Annotated in this window: 18 protein-coding genes; 4 read left to right on the top strand and 14 right to left on the bottom strand. The window is 41.0% G+C overall.

The features are described 5' to 3' along the window. Positions 1-7 precede the first annotated feature (7 nt). From ACQ2HE_RS11565 to ACQ2HE_RS11555, 3 genes are read right to left on the bottom strand one after another with little or no spacing between them, the layout of a single operon-like run. Entirely contained in the window at positions 8-1,144 is a 1,137-nt protein-coding gene (locus ACQ2HE_RS11565) for an ABC transporter permease (RefSeq protein ID WP_430899316.1), read from the bottom strand. A gap of 10 nt (positions 1,145-1,154) precedes the next feature. Next, positions 1,155-2,096, bottom strand: coding sequence for an HlyD family secretion protein (locus tag ACQ2HE_RS11560; RefSeq protein WP_430899318.1), 942 nt, complete (start codon positions 2,094-2,096; stop codon positions 1,155-1,157). 22 nt (positions 2,097-2,118) lie between these two features. Then, a complete protein-coding gene (locus tag ACQ2HE_RS11555) occupies positions 2,119-2,817 on the bottom strand; it encodes an ABC transporter ATP-binding protein (RefSeq protein WP_430899320.1) in 699 nt (232 codons plus the stop codon). A gap of 121 nt (positions 2,818-2,938) precedes the next feature. On the opposite strand from ACQ2HE_RS11555, the gene ACQ2HE_RS11550 reads away from it, so the two are divergent. Together ACQ2HE_RS11550 and ACQ2HE_RS11545 are read left to right on the top strand one after the other, a co-directional pair. Further along, positions 2,939-3,607: a MarR family winged helix-turn-helix transcriptional regulator gene (locus ACQ2HE_RS11550; protein WP_430899322.1), complete on the top strand. Its 669-nt coding sequence runs from the start codon at positions 2,939-2,941 to the stop codon at positions 3,605-3,607. Between the two features lie 230 nt (positions 3,608-3,837). After that, the gene (locus tag ACQ2HE_RS11545; RefSeq protein WP_430899324.1) at positions 3,838-5,034 is read left to right on the top strand and encodes an NAD(P)/FAD-dependent oxidoreductase; all 1,197 of its coding nucleotides are present in this window, start codon (positions 3,838-3,840) and stop codon (positions 5,032-5,034) included. Between the two features lie 606 nt (positions 5,035-5,640). On the opposite strand, the gene ACQ2HE_RS11540 is transcribed toward ACQ2HE_RS11545, so the two are convergent. Both ACQ2HE_RS11540 and ACQ2HE_RS11535 read right to left on the bottom strand, forming a co-directional pair. Next, the gene (locus ACQ2HE_RS11540; RefSeq protein WP_430899326.1) at positions 5,641-7,434 is read right to left on the bottom strand and encodes a MutS-related protein; all 1,794 of its coding nucleotides are present in this window, start codon (positions 7,432-7,434) and stop codon (positions 5,641-5,643) included. Positions 7,435-7,960: 526 nt separating this feature from the next. After that, the gene (locus ACQ2HE_RS11535; RefSeq protein ID WP_430899328.1) at positions 7,961-8,572 is read right to left on the bottom strand and encodes an alpha-ketoglutarate-dependent dioxygenase AlkB family protein; all 612 of its coding nucleotides are present in this window, start codon (positions 8,570-8,572) and stop codon (positions 7,961-7,963) included. 137 nt (positions 8,573-8,709) lie between these two features. Here ACQ2HE_RS11535 and ACQ2HE_RS11530 point away from each other — a divergent pair, with 137 nt between their 5' ends. Then, positions 8,710-9,771: an NADH:flavin oxidoreductase/NADH oxidase gene (locus tag ACQ2HE_RS11530; protein ID WP_430899330.1), complete on the top strand. Its 1,062-nt coding sequence runs from the start codon at positions 8,710-8,712 to the stop codon at positions 9,769-9,771. Positions 9,772-10,044: 273 nt separating this feature from the next. Here the strand turns inward: ACQ2HE_RS11530 and ACQ2HE_RS11525 are convergent, their stop codons facing one another. The 6 genes from ACQ2HE_RS11525 to ACQ2HE_RS11500 all read right to left on the bottom strand — a co-directional run bounded on the left by ACQ2HE_RS11525 (position 10,045) and on the right by ACQ2HE_RS11500 (position 19,870). Further along, positions 10,045-13,128: an error-prone DNA polymerase gene (locus ACQ2HE_RS11525; protein ID WP_430899332.1), complete on the bottom strand. Its 3,084-nt coding sequence runs from the start codon at positions 13,126-13,128 to the stop codon at positions 10,045-10,047. Then, positions 13,112-14,611 (bottom strand): Y-family DNA polymerase, encoded by a 1,500-nt coding sequence (locus tag ACQ2HE_RS11520; protein WP_430899334.1) that lies wholly within the window; start codon positions 14,609-14,611, stop codon positions 13,112-13,114. Before ACQ2HE_RS11520 ends, ACQ2HE_RS11525 begins: the two co-directional genes overlap by 17 nt. A 476-nt stretch (positions 14,612-15,087) precedes the next feature. Then, the gene (locus tag ACQ2HE_RS11515; protein WP_430899336.1) at positions 15,088-15,870 is read right to left on the bottom strand and encodes an ImuA family protein; all 783 of its coding nucleotides are present in this window, start codon (positions 15,868-15,870) and stop codon (positions 15,088-15,090) included. 224 nt (positions 15,871-16,094) lie between these two features. Continuing rightward, on the bottom strand, positions 16,095-17,426 hold the full coding sequence (locus ACQ2HE_RS11510) for an amidohydrolase family protein (protein WP_430899338.1): 1,332 nt from the start codon (positions 17,424-17,426) through the stop codon (positions 16,095-16,097). A 13-nt stretch (positions 17,427-17,439) separates the two neighbouring features. Further along, on the bottom strand, positions 17,440-18,318 hold the full coding sequence (locus ACQ2HE_RS11505) for a DUF6671 family protein (protein ID WP_430899340.1): 879 nt from the start codon (positions 18,316-18,318) through the stop codon (positions 17,440-17,442). Between the two features lie 115 nt (positions 18,319-18,433). Beyond that, complete coding sequence (locus tag ACQ2HE_RS11500) at positions 18,434-19,870, bottom strand: NADP-dependent isocitrate dehydrogenase (protein ID WP_430899342.1); 1,437 nt, start codon at positions 19,868-19,870, stop codon at positions 18,434-18,436. A 211-nt stretch (positions 19,871-20,081) separates the two neighbouring features. On the opposite strand from ACQ2HE_RS11500, the gene ACQ2HE_RS11495 reads away from it, so the two are divergent. Further along, the gene (locus ACQ2HE_RS11495; RefSeq protein WP_430899344.1) at positions 20,082-21,164 is read left to right on the top strand and encodes a hypothetical protein; all 1,083 of its coding nucleotides are present in this window, start codon (positions 20,082-20,084) and stop codon (positions 21,162-21,164) included. A gap of 345 nt (positions 21,165-21,509) precedes the next feature. Here ACQ2HE_RS11495 and ACQ2HE_RS11490 read toward each other — a convergent pair whose 3' ends face one another. From ACQ2HE_RS11490 to ACQ2HE_RS11480, 3 genes are read right to left on the bottom strand one after another with little or no spacing between them, the layout of a single operon-like run. After that, positions 21,510-22,934 (bottom strand): TolC family protein, encoded by a 1,425-nt coding sequence (locus ACQ2HE_RS11490; RefSeq protein ID WP_430899346.1) that lies wholly within the window; start codon positions 22,932-22,934, stop codon positions 21,510-21,512. A 9-nt stretch (positions 22,935-22,943) separates the two neighbouring features. Continuing rightward, entirely contained in the window at positions 22,944-23,612 is a 669-nt protein-coding gene (locus ACQ2HE_RS11485; RefSeq protein ID WP_430899348.1) for an ABC transporter ATP-binding protein, read from the bottom strand. A 13-nt stretch (positions 23,613-23,625) separates the two neighbouring features. Continuing rightward, complete coding sequence (locus ACQ2HE_RS11480; RefSeq protein ID WP_430899350.1) at positions 23,626-26,025, bottom strand: ABC transporter permease; 2,400 nt, start codon at positions 26,023-26,025, stop codon at positions 23,626-23,628. Positions 26,026-26,027: the final 2 nt, after the last annotated feature.

Below are 26,027 nucleotides of genomic sequence, written 5' to 3'. Positions count from 1 at the left end.
CTATGTTTTATCTGAATACAGAAGCAGGTTCCACTCCATTGATTTTGCGTATCGCAAACAAGGATCCACCTACCGCAATAAATAATGTAATGAGAAACAATGCAGTCAATTGCACCGGCGAATAAGAAAACACCAAGCCGGCGTTCGACACACCTTTTCGGAAGCCTTCTAGCAACAACATTGCCAATACAAATCCGACCAAGGCAAACAAAAATGCTTGCATCAAAATCAATTTTCGGATATACCCATTCGTGGCACCAATGGCCTTCAATGTTCCGTAGTCTTTGATGCGATCCAAGGCAGATGAATAAAGCGTTAATCCAATAATGAAAAAGCCACTTATAATAGCAAACACCACCAAAGAACCAACACTTGTACCAATATTTGAAGAAATGGTAATAAAGCGAATGGTTTCATTTTTTAAGGTCTCGGCATTCCATGCTTTCACTCCATAAATACCATCGTTGATCGATTTCACCACCTCATCAATAGAATAGCCTTGCTTCACTTTTACTGCCACCGCACTTACTTTGTTTTCTGAGAATGCAGTGTAAAAGCGAGCCTTGCTTAAATTAGTATAGAAGAAAGCTCCTGCAAAGCCGCGGGCATTTTTCGTCTGCACTTTAATGAAAGCTTCTTTACCATTGATTTCTACCCTGTTTCCAATGGCAACTGAATTATTGAAGATGGCTTCATCGAAAAATTCTGCGCTCACCGCTGCTTCATCGCTGAGCGATTGTAAATTTCCTTGGTATACCTTATCAGGACTCGGACCACCTACAAACAAGGGAGCTTCGCTTCCCACCATTAGTATCGGAGCCGTTTTACCATTTGAGAACTTCACCGAAGCATTTGCGGCAATAATTGGATAAGTAGATTCAACTCCGCGCAGGGAGCGAATTTCACGCACCAAGCGTTCATCTAAGGGCGCCAATTCGTTGGCGTTTTTGGTAATATTGTCGATCACCCAAATTTGACCAATGTCTTGACGAGAATTCTCAACCAATCCACCCATCAAGCCGGTTAGGAACGTAAGAATTCCCAACTGTTGACCGATCAAGAAAATGCTGATCACAATTCCGATAATGATACCGAAACTCTTGGCCCGGTCGAACTTCATAAATTTCCATGCTGTTCTGATCATATCGATGGTATTAGAGTTTGATGGTACATTCTACTTTTGAACTCAACAACAAGTTGTCTTTGGTGTCAAGTGAAATTTTGATTTCTCTAACACGTCTGTCTTCTTGATCATCGGCACGCTCAGAAAAAATAGATTTCTTTTTGAGATAAGAAGCCATGTAAATCAATTTTCCTTTTGCAATTAAAGTAGTATTGCCTACATATCGAATCGATACTTCTTGTCCCAACTTCAATCTGCTACTGAACAACTCATCTACTTCAGCTCGTACTATAATAGCCCCATCGGGAGCAAGTGTTGCCAAGGTCTCGTATTGTTTCATAGCATTGCCTTTCTTCACAGGAACCGTGAGTAATATTCCGGAATAAGGCGCGCGTACTTGTTTTTGAGAAGATTCAAAGGCAGCAAGTTTGATCTGTTCTTTCAATACTAATAATTTTGCTTGTGCTACTTGAACACCTGCTTTTCCTTTTTCTACTTGCGCTTCTGTAGCTTTTAATTGCATGGAAGCATCGTCTAAATTGTCTTTGAGCTCCGCTCCTTTTGCAACTAGATCTTTAGCAACAGTTACTTTGCGTTGTTGATTGGAATACGTAGCCATCGTTTCACGCAAGGAAGCTTCTTCTAGTTGCACTTGCGATTGCTGAGCGCGGTATTGTTCGTTTAAATCGGCTACTTTTAAGTTCGTACTGGAGGCATCCAATTGTGCAATGAGTTCTCCGGCTTTGATAGAATCGCCTTCTTGTTTGTACAAGTCGGTAACAATGCCATCACTTGGACTGGCTATATCTATCAATCCTTTCTCCGGTTCAATTTTTCCAATAGCCACTACTTCTTTAACAGCAATGGTATCAACCGTTAAGTTTTGCTTGGCAATGGACGAAGGACTGTCTTCTTTGCCTCCGCAAGAAACGAGTAAACCAAGGGCTGCCATGAATAGAATGTTGCGTGTCATGTATCTCTATTTTGTATAAGTGTTAGTGTAAAAATTGTTCGTCGGTAGCGGTATCAGAAGCAATACCATCGTTTACATAAATAACTCGATCAGCGAATTTTCGAAGACGTAAATCATGGGTTACTACGGCCACCGATTTACCGGTTTGAGACAAGGTCTTCAATTCATTCATTACCATAGCCGCGCTTTTGATATCAAGTGCAGCGGTCGGTTCATCACAGAGAATTAAAGAAGGTTCGGTAACGAGCGCGCGCGCAATGGAAACACGCTGTTGCTGACCGCCACTAAGCGCTTTCGGTAAATTGTTCATGCGATCGAGCATGTTCACTTTATCCAAGGCTTTTTTGGCTTTCTCGGAAGCCTCTTTTCTTGAGATCCCCATTAGAAGCAAGGGCTGCATTACATTTTCCAATGCGGTGAGCGGGGCGATCAAATTGAAACTTTGAAACACAAAACCAATATTGTTGAGGCGGAGTTTCGCAAGCGATTTTTGATCGAGCCCATTTACCAACTGATTGTTGATGTATACTTCACCTTTCGTAGGGAAGATCACACATCCCAAAAGAGAGAGTAAGGTTGTTTTGCCTGAACCGGAGGGACCAATGATCAAAGTCAGTTCGTTGCTCTTAAACTCATAGTTGGTAGGCTGCAAAGCCGTGATCAGGGTGTCCCCTGTCTTGTATTCTTTGCTGGCATTTACCACTTTAGCTACTACGGTCATTTTAATATGTTTTCGTATTGATGAGGCAAATTTATAACGTTTTCGTTCTTTTAACCAAATTTATTTTACGTTTTCGTATTATTTGTCTTATTTTTGAGCTGAATTTTATACGAAATCGACCATGAAAGAACAAGCTTTTCTCCATTCCCTGATCGAACAGTTCTATCTCTTTCGGGAAGCACAACCCTCAAAGCAGGAGTTTAGTTTAGCAGAATTCGGAGATTTTTTAAAAAATCATCAACAACCCGATGAAGTTGCCAAAAGGGAAATCTCCGGAGGAGAGGAAAAATGGGTGGAAGAAAAATACGAATCGGTTCAAACCGACATTACAGTGCTCATTTCACTCATGTATCGCTATGCGAAAATGTATATCAAGAAGGCCTTGAAAGACAGTCCCATTCAAACAGCCGATGAGTTTGGCTTTCTTATTACACTACTCACCTATCCTAGTCTTTCCAAAACAGCACTCATCAATAAAAACCTAGTCGAAAAAACTTCCGGAGCCGATATCATCAAACGACTCATTAAACTTGAATTGATGGAAGAGTTAGAAGACAAGGAAGACAAGAGAAGTGTACATGTGAAAATCACCGAAAAAGGAAAATACCTGCTCTACGCCTTGCTACCCGAAATGCAAAAAGTAAGCACCATTGTTGCCGGAGATCTATCGAATGAAGAGCAACAACGACTCTTAAACATCTTGCGCAAATTGGATCATTTTCACAATGATATTTTTGTGAACAAGAGGAATGTGGGGTTGGATGAATTGGTGGGAAGAGCGATTAATTAATAATTAATAAGTAATAATTAATAATGAAACAGCCGGAATACAGGAACGAGGAGACGAGGAAGCGAGGAACGAGGAAATACAGAGTTCCTGTGAGCGCTGCGGTCGCTGCGCCGCTGCGGTGAAAAAAAAGAATACTTTGCGAAATCTTTGCGGGCTTGGCGCTCTTTGCGGTGAACCATTAAACTGCAAACCCGAATACACTAACTTTGCCTCATTAATCAACGATTGTTATGAGCAGAATGTCAGGATACGACTACGTGATCATCGGAAAAGGATTGGTGGGTGCCGCTGCTGCACGTTACCTCTCCAAAGAAGCGAAAGTAGCCATCATTGGCCCCGACGAACCAAGCGACTTCCATCAATCACAAATATTCGCGAGTCATTACGACCAAGCACGGGTACAACGCATCATTGGCAAAGACATTCACTGGACTCGACTGAACCAAGATGCCATCAACGCTTACGCAGCATTGGAAAAAGAATCAGGCATTCATTTCCATGAAAATATGGGCTGCTTGTATGTAAATCCACACGGCGTAGATGCCTATTTAAAAGCTGCGTCACACCAAGCGACGCAAATAGGAACCAACCCCGTTTTTTATTCCTCTGAAAAAGAAATCAATCAACAGTTCCCATTCCTTACATTTCCTGAAGGAACAGTGGGAATGTTGGAGGAGGGCCCGGCCGGATTGATCAATCCTCGTAAACTCCTTCAAGCACAATTAACGGTAGCAAAGAGCAATGGAGTAACAACAATCAATGAAGTAGCCGTTTCGCTAAAGAAGGTGGGCGGTGTATTCACAATTGTCACCAATAGAGGCACTATCGTTCACGCAGGTCAAGTGATCATTGCAACGGGATCCTATCAAAATTTTAGTGGATTGTTGGAGCAACCGGTGGCCATGCGTTCCAAAACAGAATCAGTCATTTTAATTGAATGGGATACCAAGGATCCAAACACGTCAAAAATTCCTTCGATCTTATACGAATTGGTACATCCTGAAATTGAAGCCATATATGTATTACCTCCGGTGCAATACCCAGATGGCAAAACCTATATAAAGATCGGTGCCAATGTATCGGAAGACGAATGGTTTGAATCGAAAGAAGAAATAGCGAAATGGTTTCAATCAGGTCCGTCTACTACCCTTTCTCAAAAATTATTCAAAGGACTTAAAGACATACTACCATCCTTACCCGAAAATTCGAATTATCAGAGTAAGCCTTGTGTGGTGAGTTATACCAAACATGGAAGGCCCTACATTGGTGAATATTGTATTGAGGGAATTATTATTGCGGGAGGATGCAATGGATATTCGGCGATGTGTTCAGACAGTATTGGGAAATTGGGTGCCTTTTTTGCGCAGAACCGAAGCTTCCCTGAACCCTATGAAGCAGCTGCTTTCAAGATCGAATACCCCGATTAACAAAAATTTAGCAGACTGATAATCAATATTTTAGGACGCAACTATACCACTCATACCGATTTTTTTGGTGGATCGAAACAAAGCGATATACCTTTGACTCGTCGTTGATACAAAACGTCAACACCTTATACTATGGCCGCCTTAATCATTCTCGCTGCTGTTGCAATTACTGCACTTATTAAGTTGATTTTTTTACGATAAGATAGCCGAGAAACACCACTAAAATTGTAGAAGTGATATCCGAAAGGGTATCATTTTTTTTGGAAAGAAGGAAGAGTTATGAGAAGGTTCTGTGTATTAGGCATTAGGCATTGGGCTTTAGGCTTTAGGTGTTAGGCTTTTTTTGACTACAGAATACCTTTAGATCAAGTTTTGAGTTTTTGAGTTTTTTAGTTGTTAAGTTTTGCGCAGCTGCGCTGCTTGGAATTCGCAAAGGTTAGAGAAGAGAGAAAAGGTACACAAAGAGAGGCTTTAGCAAATTTTCTTTTTCTGACCACAGAATACACAAATTATAACAGATTATCACAGATTAGCCTCCGATAATCAATCTACCTGACTGCCGGCTGTTTCATTATTAATTATTACTTATTAATTGTTAATTCCTAATTATCCCTCCAACCTCACCCCAATCTTCTTCATCAAAATACTCGCGTTAATACTCGTACACACGCCCTCTTTTATTTGATAATCGAAATGCAGTTCTTCTCCTTTAATAGTTGCTTCGAAATGATAGTTCGTGAAATGATCGGGGAATTCATCGGCTAAACTGGCGAGTTGCAAATCGTGCGAAGCCACTATTGCAATGGCATTCTCGTGCAAGAGTTGTTTCATGAGTGCTTTGGAACCGATATGTCGATCATTAGAGTTGGTACCTCTGAAAATTTCATCGAGCAAAACCAACACCGGTTCTTTCGCGGTCACGCGATCAATGATCATCTTGAGTTTTTTCAGCTCAGCGTAGAAGGTAGAGGTATTCTCTTCCAGATTGTCTTTCACCCGCATACTCGATGCAATGGCAAAAGGATAAAACTCCATTTCTTTCGCACAAACCGGAGCTCCCATATTCGCAAGCACTAGGTTCACTCCTACCGTTCTCAAAAAAGTACTTTTCCCGGCCATATTGGAACCGGTGATATAGGCGATTTGCTTCTCACCAATGGTAACAAAGCTATTGAATATGCGTGCACCGGGAGGAATAAGTGGGTGACACATAAACCTTCCAATAAACTTCTTTTCCTCAGAAACTCTAGGATAAACCCAATCGGGATTGTTAAAGCTGAGCGTTCCTAAACTATTCAATACCTCAAAGGTCGACAACAAACTCATCCAATCTTTCATATACTGCTTGTGCTTTTCACGCCAAGCTTCTAAATACATGGCCTGTTGCAGATCCCAGAGTAAGTAGGTATTCAGTGGAATAAAGACCACTAGATTCAGTCGATAATCGAATCGATTTAATATCTCGTTCAGTTCCTTTATCAAAACAGAAGCGCGGTGTTCTTTATTTAAGAAGTTTGCTTGTAAAGATTGTAAATAAGGATCGGTAAACTTCGCCGACTCTATCTCCTTCATCAACAAAGCCAAGGTTTTTACTTCAGCATTGATTTTATTTATTTGATTGTAATATTGTTGAATACCGGCAGAAATAGAAAAAGCAATAACAGAAGCCGCTGCTGAGATTCGAATTAAATTCACCGTACTTACATATTCTAAGAAATAGAGCGCAAGAATTGTGAGCATAAAAGCCGGTACTACCCAGCGAATCACCTTCCATAAATAGCCTTTGGTGAACTTAGGTTCTTCTTTCAGCCATCCTTTTACCTTGTCTTCAGTATCGTAAGTAAGTGGTGTTAAAATATTGATAGCCTGATACCTTTCGCGAAATTCATGCATGTTAGAAAGCTCTTTCACTGCTGCTTGTCGTTTCGCAATTTCAGCAGCATCGGCAGGTGCCATCATCCATTTGGCTAAGAGATCACTTGATTTTTCAGAATGAGTGCGATTCACATATTGAAATATGGATGAACGTCCAAAGATGTCTAAATCGAGCGTATAGGGGTGTTCGGGATTCACATATTCAGCTCCGGTTGCTTGATGCAGGAATCGGTGTTCTAACACCTCCAATTCATTCTCATAAATTTGTTTCAATGCAAGATCCAATGCCAATCGGTCTTTGTTAGCTAAATCTTTTTTAAGGGCTATCAAAAAACCAGCTACCACCAATATCAAATAAAAAGCGCTCCACAGCAAGGTTGGCCATTCAACGAACCACCACAACAATCCGCCGCCAACAATAATTGAAAAACGGATCCAGCCATAAGTCTTTGAATTGGCTTTAGCTTCTTTGATTCGAATATTTACAGATTCGAGTGAAGATGTATAGTGAGGTGTGGGATACATAGTGTGATATTGGATGAAATTAATTAATAATTAAGAATTAAAAATTATTAATTAAGATGCGGAGATGGTAGGCTTCTCGTTTTGCAGTGATGGATTGAGTTGAAGAGAAACGTAAAGTGTTTGTCTTTCTAAGGTTCCTTTTTGACCACAGATAACACCGATTATTAGAGATTCACAAAGATTAGCCTCCGATATTCAATCAACATAACTGTGATCAGGATTTACAAGATTAAAGGATGTACAGGATAATTTCTTAAACTCCACATGCTCTCAGTTTCTCCATACTCTTACTCGCAGCCCGTTTACTCTCACCCTCCTTCCTGTATTCCCCCTTCTTCTTTCTCCGCACTCTTCCTCGTTCCTCGTCTCCTCGCATCCTCGTTCCTGTTTTCCCGGCTGTTCCATTATTAATTATTACTTATTAATTATTAATTACTCCCGGCTGTTTCATTATTAATTATTAATTGTTAATTATTAATTACCCCGGCTGTTCAATTCTTAATTCTTACTTCTTAACTCTTAATTCTTAATTCCCCACTATTGTTCGAAACGTCAAATTCACCCTTGCCTCTTTCACCTTGGTTGTTGGCGGAAGACGGTGCAACCAATTAAGTTGTGTAGGGCCTGTCATCACCAGCAAAGATCCCGGTTCCAATTGAACCGACACCACTTCTTTGGTTTGTTTGTGTTTGAACGCGAATTTGCGTTCTACACCGAAACTAAGTGAGGCAATGGCACCAAGCGGCTTGAGGTCTTTCTCGGCATCGCTGTGCCAAGCCATACCTTCCGAACCATCGTGGTACAGATTAAGTAAACAAGAATTATAGGTTTCCTTTGAAAGTTTTTCCGATAAATCAAGCAATTCTTTCAAAGCCGGTGTCCAAGGTTTCGCTACTTTGGTAATTCCGGAATATTTGTATTGAAACGGCTGAGCACCGTACCATCCTACTTTGCGTTTGGTGGTGAGCAGTTTTCCCATGATAATAGCTTGATCGTGCTCCCATTCTATTTCTTTCATTAGAGCGTCGTAGTAATGTTTGCTTTCCTTTTCACTCATGATCTTTCCATAATAATATACTTCTCCATCTGACATGGGAAGTTTCACAAAAGCTTCTTCATTAAACAAGTTCGACTGCATAGTACAATATTAATATTTTCATTTATTCTTGAAATCCGAATCTTGCGGCTTTTTTGGCGGTCAACAGTTTGAACATTCAATTGTTAATAGTAAGATGCTTAACCTATTCTCTCCTAATTTTGTTTAAAATCTCAACCATGTCAGTATTGTTTTCTCCATATAAAATTGGTCCGTTAGAACTTAAAAACCGTATTGTAATTTCCCCCATGTGTCAATACAGTGCTGTGGATGGATTTGCCAACAATTGGCATTTGGTACATTTGGGAGCAAGAGCCGTGGGGGGTGCTGCACTGATCATTCAAGAAGCAACTGCAGTGGTGCCCGAAGGACGTATCAGCTATGCAGATTTAGGTTTATGGAAAGATGAGCATACCGTTAAACTGAAAGAAATTGTAGACTTTGTTCACAGTCAAGGTTCGAAAATGGGCGTTCAATTGGCGCATGCCGGAAGAAAAGCAAGTTGTGATCTACCTTGGAAAGGCGGACACCCCATTGATCCAAATTCTGAAAATGGATGGCAAACCGTAGGACCTTCGGCAGTTCCTTTCAAAGAAGGACATCCGGTGCCTGCTGAACTTTCAAAAACTGAAATCAAGTCGATCATAGACGCCTTTGCGACTGCAGCTATTCGAGCAAAAAATACCGGCTACGATTTAGTTGAAATTCACGGAGCACATGGCTACCTCATTCATGAATTTTTCTCTCCACTTTCCAATCATAGAACCGATGAATACGGTGGAAGTTTTGAAAATAGAATTCGATTCCTGGTTGAAACAGTTATTGCCGTGCGCAAGGCTGTTGGAGAAAATTATCCGGTGATTGTTAGAATCTCTGCAAACGATTGGACAGAAGGCGGCTGGACAGTTGAAGACAGTGTTGCGCTAAGCATTGAATTGGAAAAGCTGGGAGTGAGCATGATCGATGTATCCTCCGGCGGAAATGTATTAGCGAGAATACCTTTGGAACCCGGCTATCAAGTACCCTTTGCTGAGCAAATCAAAAAGGCGGTGAGTATTCCGGTTGGTGCAGTAGGACTGATCACCACTCCGCAACAAGCGGAACAAATTCTAATAGATGGAAAAGCAGATTTCATTCTCATTGCTCGTGAAAGTCTCCGCGACCCTCATTTTCCTCTCCACGCAGCTAAGGTATTGGGAGATGATATTGATTGGCCGAATCAGTATGTGAGAGCGAAATAATTATTAATTAAAAATTAATAATTAATAATTAAACAGCCGGCGAGATCAAGAAAGAACAGGAAGAAGAACAGGGGGAGGCAGACGAAAGAGTAAGTAGGAAATACAGAACCACGGATGCACATAGGCACGAGGATTCGCTGCGTATACGCTGCGAACGCCGCGCCGCTGCGGTAAAAGAACAATTTATTAAAAGACAGATGTAGTTTCAATCTGCAATCTGTTCAAATCTGTACTTATCTGAGATACTTCTCTTAAAAAAAATACATGATGTTCTTATTTTGCCAACACTATCTTCACCTTACTCGCAATCACATGTATCACTTCTTTCTCGCGTTGTAATTTACCTTCCACCAACATCAACCTCGATTGCAAAATGGCCTTCTTGTATTCCTGAAATATATTGTTGAACACTATGATATTGGCTGTTCCGGATTCATCCTCAAGTGTAATAAACATGACTCCTTTGGCTGTTTCCGGCATTTGTTTTAATAAAACCAGTCCTGCAATTCTAACAAAAGCACTGTTCTTTAATGATTCGAACTGTTTTATTTTAATAACATTCAGTTGATCCAACGCTTCGCGATAGAATTTAACCGGATGAGCTTTCAAAGAAAGAAAGGTTGCGGCATAGTCATAAACCACTTCTTCTTGCATTGGCATTTTGGGCAATACAATTTCGTGTTGCGTTGATTCAATATCCTCCTCTTCGGAAAACAATCCTGTCGGTTTGTCTTTAATAGAAATTTCCCACAAAGCCGCTCTTCGATCCAATCCCATCGACTGAAACACATCCGCGTCTGCCATTCGTTCCAATACAGCATCGCTGACTCCCATTTGATACAGGGTCGCAATTTTTCGATAAGGCTTTGTTCTGTTAGAAACAATCAAATCAATATCCTCTTTGTGCATTCCTTTTACCTGACGAAATCCAAGTCGCAAGGCTTTGAATCTGCCACCACTTATCTCCAAGCTATTGTCCCAGAAAGAATGATTGATATCTACCGGTCTCACTTCTACCCCATGCTCTTTTGCATCTGCAACCAATTGCGCAGGTTGGTAAAAACCCATGGGCTGACTGTTCAGCAATGCACATACGAATACATCCGGATAATAACACTTAATCCATGATGAAACATAGACCAATTGCGCAAAGCTCGCAGCATGGCTTTCCGGAAAACCATAATTACTGAAACCTTTCAACTGAGCAAATACTCTGTTGGCAAAATCAAGACTGTATCCATTCTTCAGAAAACCATCAACCAATTTCTTTTGAAACACCGCAATCATCCCTTTCGATTTGAAACTCGCCATGCTTCTTCTCAACTGATCGGCTTCTGTTGGTGTAAAACCAGCGCCTACCATCGCTACTTTCATCGCTTGTTCCTGAAACAAAGGCACCCCTAAGGTTCTACCCAAAATAGATTTCATTGCTTCCGAAGGATAAGTCACCGGCTCCTCCCCATTCCTTCTTCTTAAGTAAGGGTGCACCATATCACCTTGAATTGGACCGGGACGAACAATGGCCACTTCAATCACCAAATCATAAAAACACTTGGGACGAAGTCGAGGCAACATCGATTGCTGTGCCCTACTTTCAATTTGAAACACGCCAATGGTATCGGCGCGACTGATCATTTCATATACTTTTGGATCGTCTTGTGGAACAGTTGCCAATCGATATTTTATATGATAATGCTGTTCTATCAAATCAAATGATTTTCGAATGCAAGTAAGCATCCCCAACGCCAATACATCAACTTTCAAAAATCCCAGTACTTCAATATCATCTTTATTCCATTCCACATTGGTACGATCTTCCATCCGAGCATTCAATATGGGACATAAATGCGTGAGCTTATTACGAGAAATAATAAACCCACCGGTATGTTGCCCTAACTGCCTAGGGAATCCTATGTACTGATGCGTTAAACGAATCACTTTTTGAATATAGGCATCTTGAATATTGATGCCCAAGCCTTTCAGATGATCATTTTCAAGCATCTCATCTGTATACCTAAAAACAGATTTTGAAATTTTCTCAATGGTATCTATCGACAGGCCCATTGCCTTACCAATATCTCTAATGGCTCCCCTCGAATGTTGTTGTGTAACGGTAGCAACAATGGCCGCTCTGTCTCTCCCATATTTATTGTAGATGTATTGAATCACTTCCTCTCTTCGTTCGTGTTCAAAGTCAACATCAATATCGGGAGGTTCGTTGCGAGCGGCTGATAAAAATCGTTCAAAGAGCAAATCGAATTTTGATGGATCAACTGCTGTAATGCCTAAACAATAGCAGATCGTTGAATTGGCTGCTGAACCCCTTCCCTGACAAAGAATACCACGTTCCCTTGCAAACCGAACAATATCATGCACGGTTAGAAAGTAAGGCGCATAGTTCATTTGCTTGATGAAACTCAATTCATGCAAGATGTTTTTTACAACTTTCTCCGGAATATGCTCCCCATAAAATTCATGCGCTCCTTTCCATGACAATTCCTCTAATAGCAATTGTGGATCTTTTCCATCGGGAGCAATTTCTTCTGGATACTCATATTTTAATTTGCTCAGAGAAAACTGACATCGATTGGCAATCAATCGAGCATTTTTGATGGCCTGTGGATAACATTTAAAAAGACGGTTCATTTCCCGTATCGATTTCAAATAGCGCTCAGCATTGGAATGCAACAGAAATCCTGCATTTTGAATGGTCGTTTTGTTTTTAATACAAGTCAACACATCTTGCAAAGGACGACGACTCGGATGATGATAATACACATCATTGGTGGCCACCATTTGTATTCCGTGGTTATTACTGCATTGCTCTAATTGAAACATTAGTTTTTGATCGAACGACTGGTACCTTCTCGTAATCGCCATGTAAAATCGATCCTGAAATACTTCTTTAAACTGAAGCAATGCTGATACAAAACTTTCTTCCAATTCATAGATCGGCGTAAGCTTGAAAGGTGCCGGCATGATTAGGATACAGTCGTGAAGCAATTCAAACAAATCTTCTTTATACAATTCGCATTTCCCTTTTTCGGTGCGAATGTTTCCGCGCGACAATAATTCGCAGAGTTGGGTGTATCCCTTTAAATTGATAGGATAAACCAAAACAGACAAACCGTCTTGCATGATAATCTTCGATCCTACAATCACTCGAACACCACATTTTTTTGCAGCAGCATACGCCCTCACCACTCCCGCCAGTGTATTGTGGTCGGCAATGGCGATTTCTTTGTATCCTAATAGCAATGCTTGTTCCACCAATTCTTCAGGATGCGAGCCCCCTTGTAGAAAACTAAAATTGGTAGTCACTTCCAACTCCACATATCCATCAAGCAAAGTATCCATGCAAGAACCATTTAGGGTTTCCGGTTTCTTCGTAATGACCCAATCGATAGATCCAATAACGTCTTCCTTTATCGTCTTCCACTTTGTAGTAATCGCGGTGAAGTCCGGTTTCTATCCACCAAGGAGCTTCAATTCGTTCTGGCCCGTCTGCTTTGATAATTTTATGAACTTCCTTTTTATGTCGAAATAAAATAGGAGGATAATCCGGTACCGGGGCCATTACTGAAATAGGGTCGGGATCTTCTAGCATCATAATAGGTCGGATCATGTTCGATTCCCATTTTAAATCAGTAATGGCTCCCAAGTCTTTCTGTGGTTGTATAGACCGTTCCGGAAAATGTTGAGCATAGGGTAGGTAACGATTCACGGCATTGTTTCCAAGTTTGTGTTGCATTTTATCGATCAGATAGGCTACGGATGGATCGGCCAAATGTTTTTTCTGCTCCCACATGGCTTCTTGCGTGGCGATCATTTTTTCGGTATGAATCGCTTCTAACAAAAACACTTCTACACCAGGCTCTAAGAGCAAGTCGGAAAATTTCAACTCAAACAATTTCAACAAACTAGTTTTGTTTTGAGTAGGTAAAGAAGAACTGCAATCGGAATATTGATGCGTTCCATCGATTCGGTGCAGCGTTAACCGAATCTTCCGAATACCCAGTCCTTCTTTTTCCAATTTGGGAAGCAATTGATCGAGTAATCCTTCCAACGCTTTTTCAACACCATTGCGATGAGTGATTGGTTCTAGTGCGGGAAGGCGTTCTACATAGGATACGGATGGTACAATAGTAGCAAAAGGCTCATCCATTTTTTGAATGGCCTGATAATATCTTTTTACGAACGATTCACCCAATCTGCGTTTCAGCGCAGCAGAGGGTATTTTTACAAAATCATTGATGCGCTTGAACCCTAGTTTGTAAAGTCGTTCAATTACTTCCGGTTCCAAACGAAGGGCTTCGGGTGGAAGTGATAAAATAGCTTGTAATTCTTCACCGGGAGCAACAATTTGATCTTCCTCACCATAATGAGTAAGTGCCCAAGCTGCACCAATGGTGGAGGCCATCGAAATTTTAGCAGTATATCCAAAACTTCGCAGGCGTTCTTTGATGGCGGTGATGTAAGATTTTTCACCACCCCAAAGATGAGCGCAGCCGGTAGCATCAAGTAAAATACAGTCTTCCGAGAGTACAGATACTTGAGGCGTATAACGAATCATCCAATCCGCAATTTTTTGCAAGATCAATTTGAATTGTTCGGGCTGATCTTCTTTTGCTTGCAAATTGGGAACAATGGCTCTAGCGTCGGCCAGTACCATCTCTTTTCGAGCACCCAGTTTTTGAGCATGTGCATTCATTGCTATCACTAATTGTTTCCCGTGAGATACAGTATAAAAAACAGTTGGATTGCATTTCGCGTTGGCATCTCGTTTTGATATCCAATCGGTTTTGAAGTAAGGGAACCATATGGTGAGGAAGCGTGGCAAAGGAAGGTATGGGGAGTTGGGAGTTAGGAGTTATAAGTTTTGAGTTTTTTAGTTTTTAAGTTTTTTAGTTTTGTGCAGCTGCTTGGGGTTCACCGCAGAGACCGCGAAGAGCGCAGAGTTCTCGCAAAGAATTCTTTTTTTCACCGCAGCGGTGCTGTCTCTCTGTATTTCCTAGATCAGGATTTACAGGATTAAAGGATTTACAGGATGGATAATCTACCTCCTCCATCTTCCTCCCTCCTTTTCTCCGGCTGTTTCATTATTCATTCTTAATTATTAATTATTTCACCGCGGCGGCGCAGCGATCGCAGCGTTTTCGCAGCGTTGACAGGCTCTCTGTATTTCCTCCTTCCTCGTCTCCTCCTATCCTCCCTCCTGTATTCTGGCTGTTCCATTATTAATTATTAATTGTTAATTATTAATTACTCCCGGCTGTTCCATTCTTAATTATTAATTGTTAATTCTTAATTACTCTCCTACGCTGCCACAACCCCCTTCTCCTCTCCATCGCCTTTCGACTTATACACTAATGGTGTTTGCTTTTGTGCAAGCACTTCGTTGGCGAGTTCAATAGGTTTGGTCCATTCTTCCAATTGACCTTGCTTATATCGAACCTCCCATTCGCCGGGTTTTCCATTTCTCATTTTCAATAAAGAAACCTTCCAGCAAGGAAATCCTACTCCAGGCAGGGCATTGTCTGAACTACTGGGTAATGGCTGAATACGCCATCTACTCACACATGAATTGTTGATGGGTTCCTGCTTAGATGTATTGAGCAGGAATGTGGTAACTTTTGATGTTTCAACGGCCAGTTGCAATCGCCGTGAAAGGGTGAAATCAACCTTATGGGTCTCCGCTATCACAATGGCTACCCCTTCGCATTTTACTGCTTCTTCGAGTATCCATTGACGTGCTTTTAATGTTGGTGGACGAACAAATAATATATGTTGAGAATCAATCCCAAATGCTGATATGCCATGAGGAAATAAAGACCATCGATCCCATATCCATACTATCACACCATTGGTTTTTAATACCGACTTTATCATTCCGGCTATAAAACCATACCCTGCTGCTATCGACTCCGGATCCGAACAACATATCTCATGAACGGCAGCACTTGGAAAAACTCCTAATGGAAAATGATCGCGACAGAATTCAGGTAAAGTTGGCTGAAAACTCCCCACAGTACTGGCACGAATACCCCCTAGGGCCATCAGATCTCTTCGCAATTGCGAGATGACTGTTGCCTTATCCATCCACACTTATTTAAATCAAAAATACTAAAATTTTTAGCATTTCACCAAATTTAAATTCTCTTTTTTTAAAAAAATAAAGCGGAAGTGAGAACACTTCCGCCCACGGATTCATACGAAAAACCGCGCAAACAAAATCATCAAACATTTATTACAAGTAAAAATGTGCTTCACTTTTCATCCCATCGTTCCACTACTTCTCCCTCACTAGAAAAAGAAACCGGCATCTAGTTCTCTACTGCAAAATGCAACCGCATTCCGGCTGGTAAGGCTTGCACTCTTCCCTCACTATAAGCTTGCACTCCATTTACAAAAGTAGCTTTGATCTGTGTACTATAAGTTGTTTGCTCATAAGGCGACCAACCACATGCATAGGAAATGCTTGGCTTCACTTCATTTGCATTCATATCTACCAACACAAAGTCGGCAAAATAGCCCTCTCGAATGTATCCTCGCTCCAAAATTTGAAAGAGGTTAGCCGGATTGTGACACATCTTATTCACTACCTGTTCTAAAGAAATGATCCCTTTCTTGTACTTTTCTAAAAGCGATAACAGGCTATGTCCTACCCCGGGCATTCCCGATTTCACCTCATCATATCCACCTTCTTTTTCTGAAAGTAAATGAGGTGCGTGATCACTCCCAATGGTGTCGATCTTGTTCGTTAACAAAGCAGCAATCAATTTCTGACGATCCGATTCCAATTTAATGGAAGGATTCACTTTCATTTTATACCCTAGTTCTTTGTAATTGTTATAAGAAAACATCAAGTGAGGCAAACAAATTTCTGCCGTAATTCTTTTATTCTTACTCAAAGGACTGTCTTCCAACAAAGCCAATTCATCCATTGTACTGAGGTGTAACAAATGAACACGAGCTCCGGTTTCTTTTGCCAATTCTACTACTTTCTTACTCGCTTCAAAACAAGCTTCTCTGCTTCGGAACATGGTATGCTTCTCCGGAGTGATGGCATTGCGCAAACTAAACTTAAATACCGACGATGTTTTTGCAATGATATCTTCTTGCTCGCAATGAAGCGCCACAATTGCATCTGTACTTTTCATTACTTTCTCTAATAAGTCGGGGCGATTGCACAAAGCACCATCTTTGAAATACAAACCATCGTCCGTTACACCACAAATCGTATTGCGGTTCATACGCTTGATCTCTTCAATATTATATCCGTTTGTTCCTAAGTAGAAGGAATAATTGGCCATAGATGATTGAGAAGCCAATTTGTACTTCTCTTCCAAAACATCCAAACTGGTAGCGTCCGGTTTTGTATTGGGCATGTCCATAAACGAAGTAACACCACCGGCCACTGCTGCTGAAGACTCTGAAAGTATCGTGGCTTTGTTCGTATATCCCGGCTCTCTAAAATGAACATGTGTATCTATCACACCAGGCAACATTACCAATCCGGTACCATCAATTTCCACATCAGCTTTTACATCAATAACTGAATCAATTTTTTCGAATCGAAAATCGGACACAAGCACATCCGATACTTTTTTCTCATGATCGCTAACAATCGTAACGTTTTTAACAAGCGTCTTCATTTTATTTTTTTGTTTAGGGATTACATTGGTCGCAAAACATTGGATCTTCCGTTCGCTTGTTATGCGGATAATAAAGCTTATCGGAATAATTACAGAACTGACAATTTTTTACCAAATACAAAACACTGTTCGTAGGCGCTTCGCATAAGCTGCAGGGAAGCCCGGGGCTTGCCGATACCACACCAAAACCGGGTAATTTACAACGTGGACACGCACTGAGCATTTTCTGAATCAACTTTTCCGTAGTGCGCTGAATCACATTCATACGTGTTGGATTGCAATGCGCACGCATATCTGTTTCAACAAATACCTTTCCCCACTTTTCGTTTAAATAGTGAAAATGTGATTTAAGCAATACAGGAGTATTGGCCCCTTTAATCACTAAACTATTTTTGCCTTGTTCTTTTCGCAATATCAATCCGTGAGAAGGGAACTGTGCTTTTTGAGCAAATTCCATGAGTTCCGCTTCCGTACTAACTACTCTTCCACTGAAATTGGTTTCCAAACTCCACTCTCTTTCGATAAAAAGAAAGTTGTTCTTCTGATCCATTATAACTACCCATTCTTCATCGCAGCTTGCAAAAGGAATATGCGGATGTGGACCGAAAGATCCTTCACTGGCAATAGCAATATCACAGTCGGAAAACTGCAAAGCCAATTCACATTTTCGTTTGGCTGCTGATAAAGGATCCAATTCTCTTTCAATTTCACCTGAGAAGGTTCCTAAAAGATCGGTATCAAACCCTGTTACTACTTCTAGCTCCATTCCAAGTTTCTCTTTCAATAGTGGTGCCATCACCGATTCCTTTCCATGTTTGGTAAGAAGGGCAATGCGCCTTCCTTCAAAAAACTGATGAACACTGAATTGGGTTGACATTGCTAAAACGGTCATATGATTTATTTTATAAAGCAATCAGGCGGCTTTGCTTTATTTGATTGATTAGGCAGAAAAATGCCGGCTACTTGATTGGTTGGTTAATGGCGAACCAAGTGCCGGCGGTATACATTTATTGACCTTGACCAAGCGAGTATCCTTTCTTGCCTTCGAAGCTGTAGAGATTTTCAGTTTTGATGACCTCTACTTTGGTTTCAATGGCTCTTTGCAAGAGTTCAATGATCTCTGCGCGCGACATTTCTTGATAATCTTCCTTCACAAATCTGCAACGCCAGTGGTCGGTACAGAAGGTTTCTTCGAAACCATTGGGCCATACTTTGATACCACGGTTGGTGATCATCGACAACTTGATTTTATCCTTCTGTAACTGTGTCATTAGTTCAGCCAATTGGTTGGCTTCAAATCCCGGCCAGTGTACAAAAATGTCTACTCCTTCCAGTGTTTTGGCTTGTTGCGGTTTGCGTTGGTATTTAGGGATTTGAATTTTGTATTCCTGACTATAGGATACTGGTTGAAGTTGATTCGGCTTCTGTCCTAAGTTTTTAATGATAGCGTCTGCAAACTCTTGGGTACCTACCAGTTGCTTACTGATTCCTTCTTGATAAATATCTTTGGTATGAATGCCATCTTCGATGGTTTTCAACCATGCGTTTTGAATGGAAGCAGCAATATCGCTCTGACCAATATGGTTCAACATCATCACTGCACCTTGCAACAATCCTGAAGGGTTCGCAGTATTCTTACCAGCCATTCTTGGAGCAGAACCATGGATAGCTTCGAACATCGCACATTCTTCACCGATATTGGAAGAACCTGCCAATCCAACCGATCCGGCAATTTGTGCGGCAACATCGGAGAGCACATCGCCGTACAAATTAGGCACTACAATCACATCAAAGTTTTCAGGCGTATCGGCCATTTTAGCCGCACCAATATCGATGATCCAATGTTCTTGCTCTATTTCAGGATATTCTTTTCCAATTTCTTCAAACACTTGATGAAACAATCCATCGGTTTGTTTCATGATATTGTCTTTTGTGAAACAAGTCACTTTTTTGCGATTGTTTTGCTTTGCATATTCAAAAGCATAGCGAATGATTTTTTCACAACCGGGGCGGCTGATGAGTTTCAAGCACTGTACTACTTCATCGGTTTGTTGGTGTTCGATACCGGCGTACAAGTCTTCTTCGTTTTCACGAACAATTACGATGTCCATTTTCGGATGCTTCGTGTCAACAAAAGGATACAAACTGGTGCAAGGGCGAACATTGGCAAACAGTCCTAAGAATTTTCGTGTTGATACGTTTAAGCTTTTGTAACCGCCGCCCTGAGGAGTGGTAATGGGGGCTTTGAGGAAAACTTTGTTTTTGCGGATTACATCCCAAGATTCGGGTTTGATACCGGAAGTATTACCGGCGAGGTACTCTTTTTCACCTACTTCAATTTCATCATACTCGAGTGCTGCGCCTGCAGCAGAAAGCACTTTGAGAGTGGCTTCCATGATTTCGGGACCTATTCCGTCCCCTTTCGCGATGGTGATTCTTGTCATTGGTTGTTGTTTTTTGTACCACAAAACTGGGTTTAATTTTCATAAGTTTATATTTATTGTTTTTATATTATACATTATCTTTTATTTATGTGTTATTTGAAAAGCTCCTGCATCCTTCACAGGCAGTTTCTTACACTCTCCTATAAAATCATGTTTTTAGGGGAGGAAAGCGAGTTTTGTATCGAATACGTTTGTTTCATAAACTAAACACATGAAACAGCTTATTACCATCCTATTATTCTCAATTGCTTTCGTTTCTTGTAAGAAAGATCACGAAGCGCAGCCCATTACCAACAACCCTTCCGATACAGTTGTATATGTAAGCGGCACCGTTATTCAACCGGTGGGTGGACAAGGTACTCCCTGTATCTGGAGAAACGGTGTACGCACTGATTTGCCCATTCCGCCCGGTGCTTACGGTGGCGCTGCAACCATTGCACAATTGGGAAAAGATATTTATGTGGTAGGCACGCTGTATATCAACGGCGTTCTCAAACCGGTATATTGGAAGAACGGTGTTATGGTAGGCCTTACTCCCGCTAATGGTTATGGAGAAGGCAATGCTACGGGGGTATTTGTTTCAGGTACCGATGTTTACATAGGGGGTACCAGCAAGAGTGGAAGTTCTTATTTGCCTACCGTTTGGAAAAACGATGTACCTACAGCCTATACTGCCATTTTAGAACCCAACAAATACAATTTAGTAAGCGCTATTGCTGTAGATAAAAACGATGTCTATTTAACTGGATATAGCCAACTTGGAACAAAGCGAGTACCGGTAATTTGGAAGAACGGCGGACTTATGGAACAACCAAGCTCAGCCATTGGCACTTGGGGTATTCCCAATACCATCGCTATTTCAGGCAGTTCCGTTTATGTTGCTGGTGTTGCCACCGACAAAAACGATCAATACTGGACCGGTATGCTTTGGAAAGACAATCTTGAGGGTGTGGTTATCTCCAATCCAATGGCGAATGAAAGCAAGATAGAAGGGAATATGGTGGTAAACAAGGGTTCGGTTTATCTTGCCGGCTATTACGTAAAGCAAGGAAAACCCGATCAAGCTTGCTATTGGAAAGACGGAGTAATGAACGTTTTGGCAACAGAAAGTGCCAACCGCCAAAACCGTGCATCTTCTATTAAAGTAGCAAACAACAGCGTGTATTTAAGTGGATTCATTGTTGCTACTAACGGATCAAGAGAACCGTTTTATTGGAAAGATGGATCTATCACTTCGCTTCCAACGATTAATAATTTAGGGGGATATCCTTATGATATTTTGATTGGGCAGTAATGATTCATAGTAGAAGGAATGAGGTCTTGTTCATCGCAAAAAGAAGGAGAGAAGGAGAAGCACGGAGGTTTGTGGGGCTTCCTGAAATTCGAAGAGTTTACTCTACCGCAACGTAACAAAGGGCGCAACGGTTCGCAACGGAGTTCAAATTACTCTGAGTAGCTCTGCCTAAACTTCAAGCTGACTTAAAATTTAAAAACGTCTCTGCTATTTGCAATACGTTGCGAACCGTTGCGCTCTTACTTCCTTTGCGGTAGAGTAAAAATCTTCAAATGTAAACCCGCTACAGAAACAAATAGTAACTCCGCGCCTCTCCTTCCCTCCTTCCCTCCGCGATGAACCTCTCTATTTCAACCCCTGATAATAATCCAACACCTTCGTCTTCAAAATATAATCATACTTCGCTGCAATCAAATTTGTATTCGCGCGATCAAGGTTGTTTTTGGCAATAATATAATCAACAGATGTGATCACCCCCGCTTCAAACTTTGTAGTTGCAGCTCTAAAAGAAACTGCATAATCGGCCGCTTGTTGCTCTAATACTTGATACCGCTCAAACGCAGTATTCATATTGATATACGCCAAATCAATCGCCTGTCTCAATCGAATATTGATGGCTTTCTCCGCATTCACCAACTGTTGCTCCGTAATTTTCGCAAGCTTATATTGAGCCCTCACCCGAGCCGCATTGAATATGGGTATCTGCAGTCCCACTCCAATATAAGAATTCAGGTTATTTTTCCACTGACTCCCATAACTTAATTTTTGACTCTCAAAATTATCTTGACTCGTATACACCGTAGTTTTTACGTTATTAACCGTTACATAAGCGTTTGTAGCAACATCGGTTGTACTTAAAAATTTCAATGTATTAGCAGCGCTTGAATAGTTCGTACCCAAGGAAGCATTCAAACTTAGAGTGGGCATCAGGTACCCGCGCGCAACTTTCACCCCCAAACTAGCGGCACGTGTTTTAAATGCCGCTGCTTGAACCGATGCAAATCCTTTTCCGGCAGCATTGTACACTTCTTCAATTGATGTACTGTAGCGCTTCAAATCGTTCACATCAATTTTCTCTAGTCCCATTTCATTGGTATAAGGGATATTCATTAACTGACACAGGGCAATCTTCGAACTCTCCAACGCATTCTTAGAAGCGATGATACTCAACTCATCACTCCCCAATTGACCTTTCTGATCGTATAAGGTTGCCGGTGCTATAGCCCCATCTTTATCTAACAAGGTCAAGCGTTCTACTTGCTTTTTACTTACATCGGCCTGATTAGTAGCCAGCGCTAATTGATCTTGGTTGTTCAGCACTAACAAGTACGCTAGTATTACATTGATGGTCAAATCATTCTTCGCTTGCTGCAAATCCATTTTGGCGCCTTCTAATGTTTGTTGCCCCTGCTTAATGGAATTGATGGTTGCAGAACCGTTCCACAAAACAACTCCTGAACTCAAATTGTACTGCGCAGTATTCAAGGTTTGATCCAGATAACTATTCGTATAAGGGTTGATGCTTCTTCCCTGATTAATACCATGATTAATGTTCGCATTCAGCGTAGGAAACAAGGTAGACCTAGCCTGCGCAGCATTTACTTCTGCATTTTGGGCACGGAAACCGGCATTTAAGACATCCAGATTATTCTTGAGAGCGATGTCAACACATTGCTGTAAGGAATACACGGTGTTCGATTGTGAATACGCTGAGATACTCATTATTACTCCAATCACTAGTCCGCTTACTATTTTAATCTTTTGTTTCATCTTCTTTAGTTATTGCTGTTCAATTCTACCATCCAATAAATGGATGATACGATTTCCGTATTGTGCATTCTTCTCTGAGTGTGTTACTTGAATAATGGTCACCCCTTCTTCTTTATTCAATTTCCTAAACAATTCCATGATCTCCTCCCCCTGCTTACTATTCAAATTCCCCGTGGGTTCATCCGCCAAAATCAATTTCGGCTTGGCAATCAAGGCTCGGGCAATGCCCACCAATTGTTGCTGACCACCCGAAAGTTGAGCCGGAAACAAATCCTTCTTTCCAACGATGTTGAATTTATCCAATACATCAGCTACCATTGCCTTCCGTTCGCTTGATTTTATGTTTTGATACAACAAAGGCGTTTCAATGTTTTCGTACACTGTTAACTCATCAATGAGATGATAGGCTTGAAACACAAATCCAATATGCGTTTTGTACAACTCCGTACGTTGCTTCTCTTTTAATTGATGAACCGGGGTATCCATAAACACATATTCACCTTCATCAAATTGATCCAACATACCCATCACATTCAACAATGTTGATTTACCGGAACCTGATGGCCCCATAATAGACACAAACTCTCCCTCTTCTATAGAAACATGGATATCTTTTAGTAAGAATATCCGATTGTTGCCGTTATTCACCCACTTACTTAACCTATTAATACGAATCATAGCATTCAAATTATTATTCAGATTTTAGGCTCTTCACCGGATTGGCAACAGCCGCTTTGATCGATTGAAAACTGATGGTAGCTAAGGCAATCAACACCACCAAAACGGCTGCAGCAGCAAACAACCACCATCCCAATGAAACACGATACGGAAAGTTTTGCAACCATTTTTCGGCCGCCCAATAACTCACCGGAATAGCAATGACCAATGATATCAATACCAATTTCACAAAGTCTATTGATAAGGAACGTACAATGGTGTTTACAGAAGCACCCAATACTTTCCGAATGCCAATTTCTTTCATTCGTTTTTCAGCACTCAATACAGAAAGTCCAAACAATCCAAAACAGGAAATTAAAATTGTAAGTATTGCTCCAAACAGGATGATCTGTTTCCATTTAGAAACGGACTCGTATTCACGGTAATTCTTTACATCCTTGAAGTCATAACTATATGGATCCAAGGGGAAGAATTGACGGAATGTTTTTTGAATGGCTGCTAATGAAGCAGAGGCTGAGCCGGGTTTGATTTTGATATAAAACTCACCGTATCCATTATCGCGCTTCATTGTAAACAATTGAGGAATGATCTTCTCATTTAAACTTTTGAAGTGATAATCCTTTACCACGCCAATCACCCGGTAACGTTCATTGTTATTATACCAGAAATTAACCGTTTCTCCGATCGGATTCTTCCAACCCGCTGCTTTTACAAAACTTTCGTTTACAATGACGGAACTATTGGAATCTGCCGGAAACTCTTTTGAGAAATTACGTCCCGAAATCAAAGGGATCTTCATCATCGGAATGTAGTTCTCATCCACCGTTTCATACGCAAATTGAATGGTAGTATCAACTGCATTTCTAGCGGCTGTTTGCCAATCGCCGGCATTTTTAAATGCTACCCCTACAATGGAAGAATTACGCTCCAATTCTTCTCTAAAGGCAGATGCGCCAGAATATGAAAACTGATTCTTACTTACAACAACCACATCTTTATCATCGTATCCAAGGTCTTTCTTGGTCAGATAATCGAACTGGTAGTACACTGCGAATGCAGCGATAATAAGAAAAGAGGCCAAACTGAACTGCAGCACCACCAATGATTTCTGCAAATAATTCTTGCCCGTAATATTGAATCGACTGTACAAGGTTTCAACGGGATTATAACCCGATAGCACCATGGCAGGATAAAATCCGGCCAAAAATCCAGTGATCAGAAACAATACAATAAAGGAAATGATCAGTTTCGTATCTAACAAATAGGAAAAGGCTAAAGCCTTATCGGCTAGGTGATTGAAAAAGGGCAACAATACAATTACCACAGCTACTGATAGTAAGAAAGCAATCAAACAAAGTATGTACGATTCGCCTAAAAACTGAAATACCAGTTGCTTTCGATCTCCACCCACTACTTTACGAATGCCAATTTCCTTGGCTCTTTTCACTGAACGTGCCACCGATAGATTCACGAAATTGATACAGGCGATCAACAAGATAAACAAAGCAATGCCCGACAAAATATAACTAAACATGGGATTACTCGCATGAACCATTCCATTCTGTGCCGGCATATCGGTACTCATGTGGATGTCCAAATAGGGTTGCAGAAAATATTCGCCCATAGAAGCATCGGGGCCACCTCCGTACTTTTTAATCAACATCTCGAACACAGGCTTGGCATCGGCTATGTAAAACTGCTGCATCTGTGTGCTAACCGTTTCCGCTTTTGCATTCTCATCCAACACTACAAATGTGTTTAAGAAGAAATTAAACCAGTTTTCGCTATTTGCTTTGTCAGCATCCGATTCCATTATTGGCAACAATACTTCAAACTGTATCGAGGAATTCTGAGGACAATTTTCTGCCACAGCCGACACTGTAAATGGCTTGAAAGCACCATCCCTTTTTATCTGAATCGTCTTACCAACTGCATCCTTTGTTCCGAACTGCCTTTTGGCAACATCCTCAGAAATGACAACCGAATTGGGATCTTTTAAACAACTGATTCTATTCCCGGCAATGAGGGGAAAGCTAAACACCTGAAAAAAGCTGGAATCAACATAAAGCAAATCTTGAGAATGAATATCATTTCCTGTTTTGATATCTTCTGAATTACTCTGCACTCTCACAAAATGCTTGATACCGGGTACATTCTGAGCAAACTTTGGTCCTTGAAAATATCCGGTACTTACTGAATATCCCAGTTTACCACCTCGCTTACTCTTACTTACAATGCGATAAATAGTATCTGCATTGGTTTGAAACCGGTCGAAGCTTACTTCATCTTTAATATAGAGCAAGATCAACATGGTACAGGTGAGTCCTACAACCAAACCTGTGATATTAATGAATGCATATCCCTTATTCCTCGAAAGGTTACGCAAGGCTACTAACAAATAGTTTTTAAACATGG

The sequence above is a fragment of the Endoryza foliicola genome (genome assembly GCF_050589245.1).
GTDB classification, from domain to species: domain Bacteria; phylum Bacteroidota; class Bacteroidia; order Chitinophagales; family Chitinophagaceae; genus Endoryza; species Endoryza foliicola.
Note: the sequence above shows the minus strand (reverse complement) of the source record. Positions and strands in the feature narration are given on the sequence as shown.